The organism is Paenibacillus baimaensis, from assembly GCF_025567575.1.
Genome location: NZ_JAOQIO010000123.1, coordinates 1 through 17,855, shown reverse-complemented (window position 1 = coordinate 17,855; position 17,855 = coordinate 1). Strand labels below are relative to the sequence as shown.

Here is a 17,855-nt window from a genome sequence, read left to right as displayed (position 1 = left end):
TTAATTTAATCCATGGAGGTGGCAAGTTATTAGTACAGAGCATTTAATTAACGAGGATATTCGAGTGAAGGAAGTACGCTTGATCGGTGGGGACGGAGAACAACTCGGAATCAAACCTATTCGCGAAGCACTTCAGATCGCACAGGATGCCAATTTGGATTTAGTTAATGTTGCTCCAACGGCTAAACCGCCGGTTTGCCGGATTATGGATTACGGGAAATTCCGCTATGAAACACAAAAGAAAGAAAAGGAAGCCCGTAAAAATCAAAAAATTGTTGAACTTAAAGAAGTTCGCTTGAGTGCAACTATCGATGAACATGACTTTCAAACGAAGCAGCGTAATGTTGTGAAGTTTTTAAATGAAGGCGATAAAGTGAAATTGAGTGTTCGTTTCCGTGGCCGTGAAATTGCTCATGCAAGCATAGGGCAAAAGGTACTGGAGCGGATGGCTGCCGAAGTTGAGGAACTATCTATCGTCGAGCGTAGAGCTAAGCTTGAAGGTCGCAGTATGATTCTGATTTTGGCACCTAAGCAGCAAGCATAAATTTGAAGGAGGACTCCACACATCATGCCGAAAATGAAAACACACAGCAGCCTTAAAGGCCGCTTTAAGATCACAGGTACAGGTAAAGTTATGAGATACAAAGCTCACAAAAACCACTTACTGTCCGCAAAATCCAATCGTCAAAAACGCGTATTGGGTACTAATCCAGTTATGGCTGCTGGTGACGTAAAACGTTTGAAACAACAATTGGGCAACATCAAAGGCTAGTTCTGCATCTTTATCCCACTTAAATTTCTGGAGGTAATGAAATATGGCAAGAGTAAAGGGCGGGTTCGTAACTCGTCGTCGTCATAAAAAGATTTTGAAGCTGGCAAGAGGTTATTTTGGTTCCAAGCATCGTTTATTTAGAACAGCAAATCAACAAGTAATGAAATCCTTGCTGTATGCTTACCGTGACCGTCGTACGAAAAAACGTGATTTCCGCAGACTGTGGATTACTCGTATCAATGCTGCAGCTCGTATCAATGGCTTGTCTTACAGCAAGTTCATGCATGGTTTGAAGCTTTCCGGTATCGAAGTTAACCGTAAAATGCTGGCTGATCTGGCTGTTAACGATCTGAACGCATTTAACGATCTGGCTACTGCAGCTAAACAAAAAGCGAATGCTTAATTGTTATCATCAATAATAAAAAACGCATTTTCCTGAATCTTGATTGAGGGAAACGCGTTTTTTTGTTTTTCAGATTTTTTTCAGAAGTTGATGTTACTTTAGTTAACGGTACTAAGGTAATGAATTCATGCTTTTCTAACAAATGTCCTTGAATTGAACGTAACTTAACTATATTCTAATATTTGCTTAATTGTTTTGAAAACAATATATGGTATCATAAATATAAATCTAATCCATAGGACTTATTACCTAAATGCTGGAATTGATCTTTTTCGTGAATTTTACGTATATGAAGTTAAAGGATATTTGATTATAGAGAGATTAGGTGAGTGGTTATGAACATCATATTGCTTTCCGGTGGTTCTGGGGTAAGACTATGGCCTTTATCTAATGAGCAGCGTCCCAAGCAATTCATTCCTCTAATTAAAGATCACAGCGGCCAGCCGAAATCCATGCTTCAGCATGTGTGGAGTCAATTGAAACATCGGAATCTACATAACTCTACGGTTATCGCAACCTCGGTGGGACAGCAGGCGTTGATCCATGATCAGATTGGTCGGGAAGTGGATTTGGTGCTTGAACCGGAAAAACGTGATACGTTTCCTGCCATTCTGTTATCTGTTGCTTATTTATACTCGCATCGGGGTGTTTCCAGAGATGAGGCTGTTGCGGTGATGTCGGTGGATAGCCGAGTCGAAGATTCATTTTATAATGCGCTCATCAACCTGCCGGAAGCATTGGAAAGTACGGGGGCTAATGTAGCTTTAATGGGTGTGAAGCCGACATTTCCTTCTCGGAAATATGGTTATATTGTCCCGGAGCCAGATACAGAGAATTTGCCGATTATGACGATAGAGCGATTTTATGAAAAACCAAATGCACAGGATGCTGCTCTATATATAGAACGCGGCGCTTTGTGGAACTGTGGTGTCTTTTGCTTCAAGGTGGGTTTTTTATTGGACTTGCTGGCCAGCATGGGGCTTCCGCAAACCTATGAGGAGCTGCTGCTTGTATACAGTCAACTGGAGATTCGAAGCTTTGATTATGCGGTTGTAGAGCGGGAACGACGAATTGCTGCGCTGATGTATACCGGTTCATGGAAGGATATGGGAACATGGTGCACAGTGGCAGAGGAGCTAAATGATCCGATTGTCGGTAAAGGCTTCCTTGGCAAAGACAACAATCAGGTACAAATTGTGAATGAATTGGATATTCCTATTATCGCAGTGGGACTTTCCGATATTGTTATTGCCGCGAGTAAAGAAGGGATTCTGGTAAGCCACAGAGGATCGGATGCGCAGCTAAAAGAAGCCGTACAGCTTATGAAAGAAAGCTTGCTGCCAAAGAGTGACTCCATCGAAACTCACAGCCGTTTGGTAGATCGCTCCGTATTTGCGGATGGTACGATCGTAACGACCCAAAGGATTCATTTGAAGGCAGGGATGGAACGGATATTTGAACCCCTGATGGATGGAAGACGGCAAATTGTTTCCTGGACTGTGATGCACGGAAGCTCCAGAGTGGTTAAAAATAAAGAAGGTATCGTCGTATCAAGCGGCTGGAATGTGACATTGGAAAATCGTGATGAGGCAGTGATACAAGCATTAGGTCCTGTTGATCTTCTGGAAATAACAACCATCACTAATCTATAAATAGGCTTGAACTGGAGGATGGCTACTGTGAGAGAAAGAACTGTTGTCAGGGAAAAGAGATCGCTGATCGGGTATGATGACGAAAAAGTAAAATCGTATATCCATTCTCTGCAATTGGAAATTAGAGCTCTTGAGAGACGACGTCGGGAAGATCATCAAGTATTTATGAATCAAAGCGCGGAGCTGCTTGGTGAAATCGATCAATTGAAACAGAAAGCCCATGAACTTGATCAAATGGAAAACAATTTAAAGCAATGGATCCAACGAAACCAGTAAAAACGTTTGGTTTAGCTTGGCTTGGGCTCCGCAAAAGCTGGACCAACGAACGAATTAAAGAACTGGATGAGCAGCTATCCAAGCAAAAAAAACACCATGAGCAGGATGAAAAGCGAAGAAGGCTTCGTTTGGAAGAATTGGGTCGGCAGAAAGAGTATTTGCAAAAAGAAATCGAGGATCGGGAACGATTCATCGATCAGTTGATAACACAAAAGCTGAACATTATGGACCGAAAGGGCTTTGAGCCTTCTTTTGATGATCGGGTCAAACAGAAGCTTCGTCTCGGTGATCTACTGGTCGCAGAAGGTTTGATTTCACAAATACAATTGAATCAGGCGATGGAGCGTCAGAAATCATTTGGTGGCCGTTTGGGTGATCTTGTTGTGGAAATGGGCTTCACCAAAAAGGATTTAGTTACCGCCATTATCAATCAGCAATCGCAAAAAGGCCGTCTGGGGGATATGTTGGTCGAAACGGGTGCGATTACCCAGCATCAGCTTAATGAAGCATTGGGTATTCAGAGGAAAAGTGGCGGCATGCTGGGTGATATTCTGATGTCCCTGCGCTCGATTGATCCTGAGAAGCTGTATCGACATATCGCAACGCAAAATAATCTCGGACGCATCGGTACAGAATATGCCTTTGAAGATATGCTGTACAAGCTGCCGGAGGCTTTGGCTAGACAATATGATGCTGTAGTTATTAATAAAGATCTAAATCGATTTTTGGTTGCTGTAGGTGGACCATTGTCCGATGAGGCTAGTGCAGAGATTGAGGGACTGCTTGGTCTGCCTATTGAACAGGTGCTGGCAACACGAGATGAAATGGAGTTTTTCTGGAAGGAAGTCTATCAATCGGAATTGATGGTCGAAAGCACACAAAAGCTGGTTAATGAACAGCCACAGAATTCGGCCCATGTCACGTTTACGAAAGCTCAAATATCGACAGCTGTTATTTGTGTCTTTGTCTTCCTTGTAAGTCTTGTTATCGATTGGTTTCACACTTTAATTGTTATGAATATAGCTGTGCAAATTTTTTATTTCTCCATGACGCTTTTTAAATTTATGATTATTATGTTTGGTACTCGCGAGAATGCTCAGATGAGGTTCACGAAGGAAGAAATTGATGCTATTGATGAAAGATCGCTTCCAGTCTATACCATTCTTGTTCCCATGTATAAGGAAAGTCAAGTGATTCCGCACTTATTGAGCAACATTGAGCAAATCGATTACCCGAAAGCCAAGCTTGACGTTCGTTTATTAATTGAGCAGGACGATGTGGAAGCCCAGGAGCTTTTGAAGGAAATGGACCTGCCTCCTTATTATACAACGATTGTAGTGCCACACAGCTTGCCCAAAACGAAGCCGAAAGCCTGCAATTATGGATTAATTCGTGCACGCGGCGAGTATGTTGTTATTTATGATGCCGAGGATCGTCCAGACCCCGACCAGCTTAAAAAGGTGCACGCTGCTTTTGTCAAAAATGAAGATAATTGTGCCTGTATTCAAGCAAAACTTAACTATTTCAATAGCGATCAGAATTTGCTGACCCGATGGTTTACTCACGAATACAGCATGTGGTTCGAGCTTCTGCTGCCTGGTGTTATGCAATTGGATATTCCGATTCCATTGGGAGGGACCTCCAATCATTTTAAAATGAAGGTTCTGAAGGAAATTAATGCATGGGATCCTTATAATGTAACAGAGGATGCTGATTTGGGTATTCGCCTTTATAAATCAGGTTACACGACCGCTATCGTAGATTCCCGAACCTGGGAGGAAGCCAACAGCCGCGTTGGAAACTGGATTCGGCAGCGTTCGCGCTGGATCAAAGGCTACATGCAGACATGGCTTGTTCACATGCGTAATCCATTTAGGCTGTATAAAGAGCTGGGCCTTAAAGGGTTTATGGGCTTTCAGGTGATGGTATTGGCAACGCCGATGCTGCCACTTTTAAATCCGTTTTACTGGGTAATGATTATCATGTGGTACGCTTGGAAGGTACAATGGATTCCGCAGTTTTTCCCGGGGCCAATCTATTATCTGGCTTCTGTTGAGTTTTTAATTGGGAACTTTTTATTCGTATTTGGCAATGTGGCTGGTATTTATTGGGTTATCCATGATTTAGAGAAGCGAAAGGAAAATATTTTCTCCTACAGTCTCGTCAAATATGCACTATTAACACCTGCTTATTGGGTGCTCATGAGTTTAGCTGCGGTTAAGGCTGCATGGCAGTTGATTACAAAGCCATTCTATTGGGAGAAAACGACCCATGGCTTGTCTAAAGTTGCCCCTGGTTCATTCTCAGCCAATAGCGCTAGTCAGGATGGGGGATAGAAGAATGCCTGTCATGCATCGAAGTGTTTATTGGGTATTATTTCTCTTGTTATTCACGTTAGAGTTTTCGGCTGGTTTCTATGTTAGCCACGTTATCGGTTATGTGCATTCCGATTCCATGAGCCGTGTGGCCAATGCTTTTTATGTATTGTACAGCCGTGACCCCCATTTGGGTGCGATTGGATTTGTATGGAATCCGCTGCCAAGTGTTATTGAACTGTTTCTGCTGCTTCCTTATCACTGGTTTCCTGAGCTTGCCTCTTCGGCATTGGCAGGTGTGATCATGAGCAGCGTATTTGCCGGAATGACAGCTGTATTACTAGCTCGTGCTGCTGTCGAGTTTGGTTTGTCTCGCAGGTTTGCCGTTATATTGAGTATAAGCTTCAGTTGTAATCCCTTTATATTTTTATTCGGTGCTAACGGGCTCAGCGATGCCCCCTTTATATATTTTATCATGTCGTCCGTTATTCACTTATGTCATTGGATGCACGGACGAAGGGTGGGCAGCTTGTTTAGACTCAGCTTCATGTTGGCTCTTGCTTTTTGGACCCGTTATGAAGCTGTGCCGCTTGGAGCTGCTTTGGCTTTGGCCGTTATCTTAATCGTATTCTGGATTCCACCCAGTGATCCGAGAGTCGAGCCGCAAATTGAGCGTAATCTCAAGTTTAAACTGTTTCAGATTGAGGGAACCTGGGCGTTAATACTTGCCCCTGTGGTTTATTCTGGCTTGATTTGGATTTGGCTGAACTACTTGATTATGGACAACGCGCTTTATTTTCTGAATTCAGAATACTCCAACGTTGCGCAGGCTCAGGGACTTGGAACGGACCAGCAGTTCCTTGATATGCAGGGCAATCCGCTGCTCGGTCTTATTTTCGTAGCGAAGAAGACGATGTATTATTCCCTTCCATTATTGAGTATTGTGGTGCTTAGAATATGGAATCGAAGGTGGATGGTGTGGGACTTTCTGGTACTCGCTTGTTTGTTTGCCTCGATTCTTGCGCTGCAATTTCTGCTGCTGATGAAGGGAACCTCATACGGCTGGTTCCGTTATTTTATGTACGTTTTACCGATTACGGTAGCCTGGCTGCCCTATGAGCTGTCTCGCGTTAAACGATCGATGGTCAATTATAGTATCGTCTTGGTGGGCATGATCGCAAGTGGCTATATTTTGACACAAGCTTTAATGAGCCCTGTGATTGCGCCTGATGAGAATAAATTTCTGCATGCGAAGGAATATGCTGCGGGTCAGCAGGTTGAGAAAGAAATTGCTAATTATTTGGATACCGAATTAGATGGCTACAATATACTGATGGATTCTTATTCCGCGTATGCGATCATTCTGAACAGCAAGGCGCCTAGTAAATTTCTAATTACGAGTGATTTAATGTTTAAAGATTCTCTGCAGCATCCTATAGAAAACGGTGTCGATTTCATACTAAGTCCCAAGCCTGATAAAAGCTCGGCGTTAAGTGCTGACAATGCAACCTACCTTAATTTTTACGAGAAGGGCACCTCATGGACGCAGCTATACAAGGAGTTCGGAGGCAAGTGGAGATTGTACAAAATTATTCGTCCAGTTGAGGGAGGTGGAAAAGATGAATCAGCCTATTCCGGAAATATCTATGGTGATCCCGGTTTATAATGAAGCGGTTCATATTGCTCGTTCTTTGCTATTGATTGAAGAAGAACTAAAGAAGCTTACGTATTCGTATGAAATTATTGTTGTTGATGATGGTTCCAAAGATGCTACCTGGCAGCAGTTAGCTTGGGTGGGTGAGCATTCAGATCATTTTACGGGCCTGCGTCTTAGCCGTAATTTCGGTAAGGAGCTTGCCTTGTGCGCGGGCTTGGAGCATGCCAGAGGACAAGCTGTTATTGTGATGGATTCGGACTTGCAGCATCCTCCGGCCTTGTTAGCCGAAATGATACGATTGTGGCGTGAAGACGGTAAGGACATCGTGGAATGTGTCAAAGTAGATCGTGGGAGAGAATCACTGAACAAATCCCTCAGCTCTGCGATATTTTATAATGTGCTTAATCGGTTGTCCGGATTCGATCTGCGCGGTGCGTCCGATTTCAAGCTTCTGGATCAAAAAGTGATTCAAGCATGGCGGGAGATGCCAGAGCGTAACATGTTCTTTCGCGGTATGACGGCTTGGCTGGGATATGATAAGGCACAGATTCCATTCGAGGTGGCAGAACGTGCCGGTGGCAAAACCCAATGGCCGTTTCATAGCTTGCTGAAGCTGGCTGTTAATGCCGTTGTTTCCTTTTCGTCGATTCCATTACGCTTTGTCAGCTTGATTGGATTGGTTTTTCTGCTTGGAGCTATTATTTTAGGTGTTCAAACCTTGTACCAAAAATTTGTCGGCGACGCTGTAACCGGATTTACAACCGTTATCTTACTGCTGCTGGTTGTGGGTAGTGTCATTATGATCTCACTTGGTATCATCGGCGAGTATATCGCATCTATCTATAATGAGGTAAAAGGAAGGCCGCGATATTTGGTCAGTCAAAAAATTAACAGCGAAGTTGCTCCGGCAGAATTAGGCTTTAAGGTTAGCGAAGCTTTATGAAACGATTGATGTTGAAGTATGGAGTCGTTGGTTTGTTGGGGACACTTATCCATTTTGCTGCTTTGTTTGTACTAGTTGAAGCGTTCCATTTGAATCCGGTAGTGGGCTCCACACTTGGTTTTTTACTCGTTCTGATCATTTCGTATGTACTGAACAAATGGTGGACCTTTCAGGATGCCCCATCGGGCTGGAAGCCGTTCGTGAAATACGTGGTCGTGTCCTTGACAGGATTGCTGCTCAATAGCGGTATTATGTACACGGTTGTCGACTGGCTGCACTGGAATTATTTGCTCGGTCAATGTATGGTTGTCCTGGCGGTTCCTCTCTCCAATTTTATTTTTAACTATTACTGGACCTTTCGCCAAGAGACCGTCAGTCCAAATAGTAAGGGATGAACCCCTGATAACCGTACTTTCGAGATAAGTTTGATAAGTTCTTGACTCTGCCAACGATTCGGCATATAATATTGTAAAAGTACAACAGATGTAACTGCAATGATGAGGACGAAGTTATAAGGGCCCTTATGATCCAGAGAGCAGCGGATTTGCTGAAACCAATGCCATTAATCCCTTATGTACGAGCTCACCTCGGAGCTGTTTTCCTGAAAAGTATGTTCATTGGATTCAAGAGCATAGCTATTAGGGGAAAACGGAATCGCACACGTTATCGTGCTGAAGGTATAACAGCTATATATATTTGCTGCGTACCTGCTAAGGTTATTTGCTGTGAGGCATTTAACAAACTCTGGGTGGTACCACGGAAGATTAGAACCCCTTTCGTCCCTTCAGGCGCTCTATTTGGCGTTTGGGATGAAAGGGGTTTTTAGGTATTCTCAATTTACGAGAGGAGGACAAATCATGATCGTTCAAACAACAAAAAAGTCAAAAGAACAGCTGCACAAGGAACTGCTTCAACCGGATGTAATTACAGGATCGGAAATGCTGCTTCGCAGCCTGCTACTGGAGGAAGTGGATTGCGTCTTTGGTTACCCCGGCGGAGCCGTATTATATATTTATGATGCCATGCACGGCAATCCTGATTTCAAGCATTTATTAACCCGTCATGAGCAAGGAGCTATACATGCAGCTGACGGCTATGCGCGTTCTACCGGCAAGGTGGGGGTCTGTATCGCGACTTCCGGACCTGGAGCAACGAACCTGGTCACGGGAATTGCCACAGCGTACATGGACTCGGTGCCGCTCGTCGTCATTACAGGTAATGTATCTACAGCTGTGATTGGAACGGATGCTTTCCAGGAAGCGGATATTACAGGAATTACCTTGCCGATTACAAAACACAGCTATTTGGTGCGTGATGTAAAGGATTTACCTCGCGTCATTAAAGAAGCTTTCCATATTGCTTCTACAGGTCGTAGAGGTCCAGTATTGATTGATATTCCCAAAGATGTATCCAACGCAGAAGCGCCGTTTTACTACCCGGAAAAAGTAGAGATTCGCGGCTATCATCCAACTGTTCAGCCGAACAAGCTGCAGGTGGACCGGATGCTGGAGGCGATTGCTGAAGCTGAGCGCCCGATGATTCTTGCAGGCGGCGGTGTCGTGTACGCAGATGCGTCCAAGGAATTGCTGGAGTTTGTCGAGAAAACACAAATTCCGGTAACGACCACACTGCTCGGATTAGGTGGTTTTCCAAGCGCAAATCCATTATGGTTGGGGATGCCGGGCATGCACGGAACATACGCGGCTAACCATGCGCTGCAAAATTGCGATTTGCTCATCGGAATCGGTGCAAGATTCGATGACCGGGTAACGATGAAGGTTAACGGATTTGCGCCAAAAGCGAAGATCGTTCATATCGATGTGGATCCTGCAGAGATCGGTAAAATTGTGGAGACCCATATCCCTGTAGTGGGTGATATCAAAGCGGTACTGCAGCTTGCGCTTCTGAAGGCGAAGAAATCACAATCGGCTGCGTGGATCGAGCACGTTCAGGCGGACAAAGCTAACCATCCACTGCGCTATATTGATTCGGACACGGAGCTTAAGCCGCAGTATGTCATTGAAATGATTCATGAAACAACCAACGGTGACGCGATTGTTACGACAGATGTAGGGCAGCACCAAATGTGGACAGCCCAATATTATAAGTTCAACAAGCCGCGCTCATGGATCACTTCCGGCGGTTTGGGCACGATGGGCTTCGGATTCCCCTCCGCGATTGGCGCTCAGGTAGCTAACCCGGATCGAATGGTTGTTTCCATTAATGGGGATGGCGGTATGCAGATGTGCTCGCAGGAGCTGGCGATTTGTGCGATTAACCAAATACCTGTTAAAATTGTAGTTATCAATAATCAGGTGCTGGGTATGGTACGCCAGTGGCAGGAAATCATTCATGGCAATCGTTTCAGCCATATTGATCTGGCAGGCAGTCCTGATTTTGTTAAGCTTGCTGAAGCTTACGGCGTTAAGGGCTTAAGAGCAACGAATAAAGAAGAAGCTCGCCGCATGTGGCAGGAAGCACTGGACACCCCAGGTCCGGTACTCGTCGAATTTTTCGTCCGCAGGGATGAGAACGTGTATCCAATGGTTACACAAGGCTCGACGATAGATCAAATGATAATGGGGGATTCGGAATGAATCACAAACATACGATATCCGTTTTAGTGAATAACCAACCTGGCGTTCTGCAGCGGGTGTCCGGCTTGTTCGGACGCAGAGGCTTTAACATTGAGAGCATCTCCGTAGGGGAAGCCGAGGAACAGGGCTTGTCGCGCATGGTTATTGTGACAACCGGAGACGCTAAAACCTTAGAGCAAGTATCCAAGCAGCTGTATAAGCTGATTGATGTCATTAAAGTTATTGATTTGAGCTCCAACCCGATGGTTGCGCGCGAACTTGCCTTGATCAAAGTCAATGCAGACCCAAGCTTGCGTCCGGAAATTTTCGGATTAGTCGAAACGTTCCGTGCATCGGTTGTCGATATTAGCCCGTCGTCATTGATTATTCAGGTAGTAGGCGATGCGATTAAGATTGAAGCAATGGCTGAGCTTTTGAAGCCTTACGGTATTCGTGAGCTTTCAAGAACAGGTGTTACGGCTATGGTTCGCGGCATCGTTAAGTAGTTCAAGCAAAAAGTAGTTCAAAACAAAACAAAGAAAACAGCTTTGTGAGTGGGGGATCAAGTGGATGACTTGATTATGGACAATGTGAACTTCGCAGCGTGTTGTCCGTTTGATCGCCCACTCACAGGGTTTTAAATTAAAGGAGGCAATCATATCCATGGCAGTTACAATGTATTATGAAAAAGACGCTGATCTAGGCGCACTAAAAGGTAAAACAATCGCAATCATCGGTTACGGAAGCCAAGGCCACGCGCAAGCGCAAAACCTGCGTGACAGCGGTCTGAAAGTTGTTATCGGACTTCGTCCAGGTAAATCGTTTGATCAAGCGAAAAACGACGGCTTTGAAGTATTTACAGTTGCCGAAGCTACTAAATTGGCAGATGTTGTACAAATCCTTTTGCCGGATGAAACACAAGCTAGCACTTACAACAATGAAATTGAGCCTAACCTGAAAAAAGGCGCAGCACTCGTGTTCTCACACGGTTTCAACATTCATTTTGGACAAATTGTTCCTTCAGCTGATAAAGATGTATTCATGGTTGCACCTAAATCCCCGGGTCACATGGTTCGCCGTGTATACGTAGAGGGCTTTGGCGTACCTGGATTAATCGCAGTTTATCAAGATGCTTCCGGTAAAGCCAAAGATCTTGGTTTGGCTTACGCAAAAGGTATTGGCTGCACACGCGCAGGCTTGATCGAAACTACATTCCGTGAAGAAACTGAAACGGATCTGTTCGGTGAGCAAGTTGTGCTTTGTGGTGGTACTACTGCATTGGTTAAAGCTGGTTTTGAAACGCTGGTGGAAGCTGGCTACGAGCCTGAGATTGCTTACTTCGAGTGCTTGCACGAGTTGAAGCTGATCGTTGACTTGATGTATGAAGGCGGAATGGCTACAATGAGACATTCCATCTCCAACACAGCTGAGTATGGTGACTATGTTTCCGGACCTCGTATTGTGACAGATGAAACCAAAAAAGAAATGAAGCGTGTACTGACTGACATCCAACAAGGTAAATTTGCTCGCGATTTCATCTTGGAAAACCAATCCGGTCGTTCGTTCCTGACAGCAACTCGTCGTATCGAGTCCGAACATCCGATTGAAAAAGTTGGTTCACAATTGCGTGAATTGATGCACTGGATTAAAAAGTAAGTCTCGTTCGTTGATTGGCATATACAGATAACTGAGGTCGGCTTGAAGATAATGGGAATGCTCGCGGCGGTAACTCCACCGGTTTTCTCAGCTTCGAGCCGTACCTTTTTCTGCTTAAAGGCGAAGTAAATTTTCTTCGAAAATTCAGCAATGCTTACGAAGTTAGTTTTCTACGAGAACTCAGTAATGCTTACGAAGTAAATTTTGCCGAAGCAAAATTCTTAGGAGGTGACCACCCATGAGAAAAATTTATATATTCGATACGACGCTGAGAGATGGAGAGCAATCCCCAGGCGTGAACCTGAACATGCAGGAGAAGCTGGAGATCGCATTGCAGCTGGAAAGGCTGGGTGTCGACCGGATTGAAGCTGGATTTCCCGCGGCATCTCCCGGTGACTTGGCGGGTGTGAACGCGGTAGCTCGTGCGATCAAGAATGCATCAGTTATCGGTCTGGCCCGTTCCCGTGAGCAGGACATAGATGCCGTGCGTGAGGCGCTTAAGGGTGCTCAGGACCCTTGTCTTCACTTGTTTTTGGCTTCGTCCCCCATCCATCGCAAGTATAAGCTGAAGATGAGCAAGGAGCAGATGCTGGAGACGGCAGATAAGGCCATCCGTTATGCCAAGAAGTATTTTGACAAAATTGAGTTCTCACCTGAGGATGCGGGTCGTACAGAGCTTGACTTCCTGTGTGAAGTCACAGCAATGGCCATTCGTGCGGGTGCAACGGTCGTTAATATTCCAGACACGGTAGGCTATTTGAATCCGAGTGAGTTCGGCAACATTTTTAAAGTGTTAAAGGAAAATGTGCAGGATATTGAAAAGATTCAATTGAGTGCACATTGCCATGACGATTTGGGGATGGCTACCGCCAATGCGCTCGCAGCCGTACTGAATGGTGCCGATCAAATTGAAGGAACGATCAATGGTATCGGAGAACGTGCCGGTAATACCTCGCTGGAGGAAGTGGCTATGGCATTGGAAACACGCCAGGACTTCTTTCAAGCCAAAACTTCATTGGTGCTTGGTGAAATTGCCCGTACCAGCCGTCTGGTCAGCAAGCTGACAGGTATGGTCGTACCTGGTAACAAAGCGATAGTAGGGGCTAATGCCTTTGCTCACGAATCGGGTATTCATCAGGATGGCATGTTGAAGGAAAAGACAACCTACGAGATCATGTCTCCGGAAATGATCGGTCTGAAAGAAAGCACACTCGTGTTGGGCAAACATTCCGGTCGTCATGCGTTCCGTGAAAAACTGATCGATATCGGGTATGAGCTGTCGGATGAACAAGTGAATACTGCATTTTCCAAATTCAAAGATTTAGCCGACAAGAAAAAGGAAGTTTCAGACGAAGATATCCGTGCGTTGATCGAAGAAAAGCTGATCGAAACACCGGAGGTATTCGCTCTGGATAACCTGCAGCTATCTTATGGCAATCAATCCGTGCCTACGGCAACTATCCGTGTCACTACCTTGGATGGCGGCGCTGTGGAAGAGGCAGCTGTTGGCAATGGATCGGTTGATGCGATCTACAAGGCTATTGATAAGGTAACCAAGGAAGAGGTTGAATTGGAAGATTATTCAATCAAATCTGTTACTCAAGGTAAGGATGCACTGGGCGAGGTTCACGTACTGATGCGTCAGGGAGATTACTCGGTTCAGGGCCGCGGGGTCAGTACAGATATTCTTGAAGCTAGTGCAAGAGCGTATATCGATGCCATTAACCGATTGATTGAAAAACGCAAAACACCTGCCCGCACACGGAACAGCCGTGATAACGTAACCTTGATTTAAGATCAAAGCATTAAAGCAAGCAATTGTGGCTTTACGGTCCTTACATCCAATAACATTCTGCTGCAGCGCTTTATGGCTTGCAGTGGAATGTTTATTTGTTATGCAGCAAGATAAATCACAACGTCCACTGGGAATATTTAAATGAAGGAATCTTTTTGTGCCTGCCGAATTGGATTAGAATAACGGATAACATGTCGAATCCATATAGACACACTGAAGGAGGAGTTGTCCATTGAAATCGCAAACGAGTCTTGTCAAATATATGCTGCTGCTCTCTCTGGTTCTGTTCATTGGCTGTGCCAGTCTGGTGTTTCCACCGCGACAGGTTGATGCTGCTGCTTCTTACGGCTATGAGGTGGCTCCCCAGGAGATTGTAGGAGTGACCAAGCCTACGATTACCTTTTATTTTAAAACGACCATGACTGCCAATCCCGCTTACACCATGTATCTGAATGGTGAACCTGTGACTGCCTCTTATGATAAAGAGAAAGGTACGTTCACTTATACTCCCGACTATAGTTTGAAGCCGGGTTTGCAAAATGTGCGTATGTCGATTAGTTATAGAGGGTATGAGCCTGTTGAGGCATCATGGTCCTTTACAGTGGCTCAGGACGCGATTAGCGACTTTACTGCCGCCAACCCGGAACAGCTGGACGGATTTGCAGCTCTTAATGATTACAGGCTGCTCTATGGATTACCCACCGTCAAGATGAACGGTCGTCTGAATGCCAGTGCTACAGCGCATGCCAAGTATTTGGATGCCAATAAAATTCAGCAAAGCCCGGATAGCATGGAAAGCCTGCATGAGGAGAACCCGAACAAAAAAGGATTTTTTGGTAAATCTCCATTAGAGCGCGGCGCTTACTTTGGTTACACATCAGGAGTAGGAGAAGATGCTGCCTTTTATTCCGGGTCTATCAGTCAAGTCATCGATGTATTATTTGACGCTCCTTACCACCGGGACCCGTTTTTGAACCCTTATATCAAAGAGGTGGGGGTTGGCAAGGTAGGCGATTATACGATTATAGAATTTAGTTCGGAATCGGATACACCTGACAAGCTTGTCGTATCACCGGTTGAAGGGGATCGGTATGTGCCGACCTCGTTTAAAGGCGATGAGCAGCCGGATCCCTTGCGTATTCATTCTAATCAAACGTATCCTGTTGGCTATCCGATTATGGCACAATATTACGGATCAGAGGTGAAGAAGGTTAAGCTTCTAAGCGCGGAGCTGCTGGACAGCAGCAAAAAACCGGTTGATCTGCTAACAAATACACCGGATAACGATAGTGATTTGACAAACGGAGTGATTGTTTTACCTCGCCAACCGCTTCAGTTCGATACGGCCTATCACGTGAAGATTAACCTTCAAGTGACTCATCGTGATGGCAGCACGAAGACGGAAGTCAAGGAATGGGATTTTTCAACGGAGCCTGCCGACCAGATCGGCAAGAAGAAGCTGCACCAGAACGCGACCGTATACAGGCAGAGCTATCTCACGCTGAACCCTATTTCTCACACAGCAAGCTTTGGGCTGAATGCCAGCAGCTATCAGATCGATGGTATTGATTTTCCGATGAATCTGTCTCCTGCTATTGTAGAAGGCTCTTCTTATTTATATATTCGTGATCTGGCTGCAGCTCTTGGGGCATCCGTAGAGTGGAATGAACAGCTGCGTGCAGCTGTTTATACAAAGAAGGGTTTGAAAGTCACCTTGTATACGACTACCAATGAGTATGAGATTAACGGGGTAACCTGGAAAACAGACACTCCGGCAAAGCTGATCGGGGAAAGCACCATGGTACCGGTTCGTCTGCTGGCGGAGGTGCTGGGTGCAAAAGTCGATTATTTGGATGCGACACGAACAGTAAAAATCACATATTAACGCTGCTTCTTTCCTATCCATATAATACCTATTCTGCTTGTACGCCCAATCTTTACAACTCCCACCTACATACCATAACTAAGAACTGTATGAGGGGAGGATGAAATCAATGGGTTTGGTAGCAGGAGCAGGTTGTGGAGTTGGTCCGGTTGTTGGCGGTATTCGCACGAGCACAGGCGCAATATTGGTATTATTCATTCTATTGGTCATCATTACTCGCAGTTGTTTGTAATCATATATGCAATGTAAAAGCCTCTGGGGACACTGGGGGCTTTTACATTGCATATATCTGTATGTAAAATACAGGAAAAAATAGCATATTTTTTAGAGATAGATCTTGTATAATAAGGAAGAGTTGAATGCTTCTCTCATTGTAGTATAACCTTGAAAAATCAAACATAAATTCTTTATTTTTATGTCTATACCATGCTGCTGATAGGAGCTTAGAATGAAATCAAACTGAACTTACAGGGGGAGTTGAAGAATGTACAGCACTAAATATTTGGGTGTGTTTCTGGCGGTATCCCTGATAAGCATAGTTGCTGCTTGCGCAAATAAATATGATGCTTCTTCAATCGGTCAAGGATTTGGAGCCGACCGTAGGTCTGACCACGGTGGAATTACCCTGTCACTCCAAACCCTTCAGTCAGATAAAAATTCCCCTTCCTATTTAATTGAAGAAAAAATTGTCAATGATTATATGCAAATTCACCCCAATATTACAATTGAATTTGATCGTCTGAATACCGAACAACAGAAAAACAAGCTTAAAGCACAAGCCGCATCCGGTGAAGTAGCCGATATTACGATGGTAAATCCAGGAGCCCAAATGAAACCGTTTGTTGACAGCGGTGTGCTCGCCCCTTTAGACGATATCCTGGAGGGTGAATTAAAAGCGACATTCCAAGGCGGTGTGCTCAACTATTATACGTTTGATGGAAAAGTGTATGCGCTACCATATAATCTGAACATTGCTGGAATCTTTTATAATAAGGATATATTCGCGAAAGCAGGATTGAGCTTTCCCAAAACCTTCGAAGAATTAATCGAGGTCACCAAGCAGCTTAGAGCCAAAGGCGTCACTCCGATAGCCATCGGTGCCAAGGATCGTTGGACAACTTCCTTTCTTTTTATGAATATTCTTCAGCGGCTTAATAGTGGTCCCGGCTTTCTGCAGGATATCATTAATAACAAAAGGAATTTTAATGATCCGGTCTTTGTCCATGCCGTTCTGATGCTGCAAAATTTGATTCAGGCAGGTGCATTTGATGAAGGAGCAACGTCCGTCGATTCTTTAACGGCCTCCAATTTATTTCGAACTGGCAGGGCTGCGATGTATTACATAGGAACCTGGGAGGTTCCCAAGATTGAAACCTGGCCAGATAAGGAAAAAGTAGGATTCATGAAGTTTCCTACTGTTGAGGGGCAGGGCGATCCGAATGATTTCATGATTGCACCTGGAACCGCGTATACATTATCTGCCAAAAGCAAACATTTGGAGGAAAGTAAACAATTTTTGAAATATCTCATGTTGAATTATCCGACAGTAGCTTTCAAGATGAACGCGGCGGTAGGCCTAAGTCAAAAGGTGAAGGGCGACTTTAAAGCAACCAGCTACTCTCAATTGCAGATAGAAACCTTGAATATGTTTAAGGATATTAAAGGCGGGGAAATGAATTTTGACAATGTGATCGCTCCAGCTGTTGCTCAAACCCATTTGGATCAGCTGCAAAATCTTTTTGTGCAGCATGTGAAGCCTGAAGATGTGGCCAAAGAACATCAGGTTTCATGGGAGCTCAACACGAAACGAAAATGACACAGAGCTTGTGCTACCGAAGCGTGTTTTCTCCAAAAACAAAGCAGATGCTTACGAAGTAAGTTTTCTACGAAAACAAAGCGGATGCTTACGAAGTAAGTTTTCTACG

Annotated in this window: 16 protein-coding genes; all 16 read left to right on the top strand. The window is 44.6% G+C overall.

The window, feature by feature from the left end; all coding sequences use genetic code 11:
* The first annotated feature begins 28 nt into the window (after positions 1–28).
* The 16 genes from infC (at position 29) to OB236_RS35965 (ending at position 17,746) form a co-directional block, all read left to right on the top strand.
* Positions 29–544, top strand: a complete 516-nt coding sequence (infC, locus tag OB236_RS36040; protein WP_076229691.1) for a translation initiation factor IF-3 — start codon at positions 29–31, stop codon at positions 542–544.
* Between the two features lie 24 nt (positions 545–568).
* The gene (gene rpmI / locus OB236_RS36035; protein ID WP_076229692.1) at positions 569–772 is read left to right on the top strand and encodes a 50S ribosomal protein L35; all 204 of its coding nucleotides are present in this window, start codon (positions 569–571) and stop codon (positions 770–772) included.
* Positions 773–815: 43 nt separating this feature from the next.
* The gene (gene rplT, locus OB236_RS36030) at positions 816–1,175 is read left to right on the top strand and encodes a 50S ribosomal protein L20 (protein WP_076229693.1); all 360 of its coding nucleotides are present in this window, start codon (positions 816–818) and stop codon (positions 1,173–1,175) included.
* A 335-nt stretch (positions 1,176–1,510) separates the two neighbouring features.
* On the top strand, positions 1,511–2,827 hold the full coding sequence (locus OB236_RS36025; RefSeq protein ID WP_262688361.1) for a sugar phosphate nucleotidyltransferase: 1,317 nt from the start codon (positions 1,511–1,513) through the stop codon (positions 2,825–2,827).
* Between the two features lie 27 nt (positions 2,828–2,854).
* Entirely contained in the window at positions 2,855–3,103 is a 249-nt protein-coding gene (locus OB236_RS36020) for a hypothetical protein (RefSeq protein WP_076229695.1), read from the top strand.
* On the top strand, positions 3,082–5,439 hold the full coding sequence (locus OB236_RS36015) for a glycosyltransferase family 2 protein (RefSeq protein ID WP_083689194.1): 2,358 nt from the start codon (positions 3,082–3,084) through the stop codon (positions 5,437–5,439). The genes OB236_RS36020 and OB236_RS36015 overlap by 22 nt, the downstream gene beginning before the upstream one ends.
* Positions 5,440–5,443: 4 nt before the next feature.
* Entirely contained in the window at positions 5,444–7,084 is a 1,641-nt protein-coding gene (locus OB236_RS36010; protein WP_262688360.1) for an ArnT family glycosyltransferase, read from the top strand.
* Positions 7,038–8,018 (top strand): glycosyltransferase family 2 protein, encoded by a 981-nt coding sequence (locus OB236_RS36005; protein WP_262688359.1) that lies wholly within the window; start codon positions 7,038–7,040, stop codon positions 8,016–8,018. The genes OB236_RS36010 and OB236_RS36005 overlap by 47 nt, the downstream gene beginning before the upstream one ends.
* Positions 8,015–8,413 (top strand): GtrA family protein, encoded by a 399-nt coding sequence (locus OB236_RS36000; protein WP_262688358.1) that lies wholly within the window; start codon positions 8,015–8,017, stop codon positions 8,411–8,413. The genes OB236_RS36005 and OB236_RS36000 overlap by 4 nt, the downstream gene beginning before the upstream one ends.
* A gap of 462 nt (positions 8,414–8,875) precedes the next feature.
* A complete protein-coding gene (gene ilvB / locus OB236_RS35995) occupies positions 8,876–10,615 on the top strand; it encodes a biosynthetic-type acetolactate synthase large subunit (protein WP_262688357.1) in 1,740 nt (579 codons plus the stop codon).
* Positions 10,612–11,100: an acetolactate synthase small subunit gene (ilvN, locus tag OB236_RS35990; protein ID WP_262688356.1), complete on the top strand. Its 489-nt coding sequence runs from the start codon at positions 10,612–10,614 to the stop codon at positions 11,098–11,100. Before ilvB ends, ilvN begins: the two co-directional genes overlap by 4 nt.
* 157 nt (positions 11,101–11,257) lie before the next feature.
* Positions 11,258–12,250, top strand: a complete 993-nt coding sequence (gene ilvC / locus OB236_RS35985; RefSeq protein WP_076229700.1) for a ketol-acid reductoisomerase — start codon at positions 11,258–11,260, stop codon at positions 12,248–12,250.
* 238 nt (positions 12,251–12,488) lie between these two features.
* Positions 12,489–14,045, top strand: a complete 1,557-nt coding sequence (locus tag OB236_RS35980) for a 2-isopropylmalate synthase (protein WP_076229701.1) — start codon at positions 12,489–12,491, stop codon at positions 14,043–14,045.
* Between the two features lie 232 nt (positions 14,046–14,277).
* Entirely contained in the window at positions 14,278–15,930 is a 1,653-nt protein-coding gene (locus tag OB236_RS35975) for a stalk domain-containing protein (RefSeq protein ID WP_262688355.1), read from the top strand.
* 109 nt (positions 15,931–16,039) lie between these two features.
* Entirely contained in the window at positions 16,040–16,162 is a 123-nt protein-coding gene (locus OB236_RS35970) for a YjcZ family sporulation protein (protein ID WP_218639004.1), read from the top strand.
* Between the two features lie 252 nt (positions 16,163–16,414).
* Positions 16,415–17,746 carry an extracellular solute-binding protein gene (locus tag OB236_RS35965; RefSeq protein ID WP_262688354.1) on the top strand — a complete coding sequence of 444 codons (1,332 nt, stop codon included), beginning with the start codon at positions 16,415–16,417 and terminating at the stop codon, positions 17,744–17,746.
* Positions 17,747–17,855 lie beyond the last annotated feature (109 nt).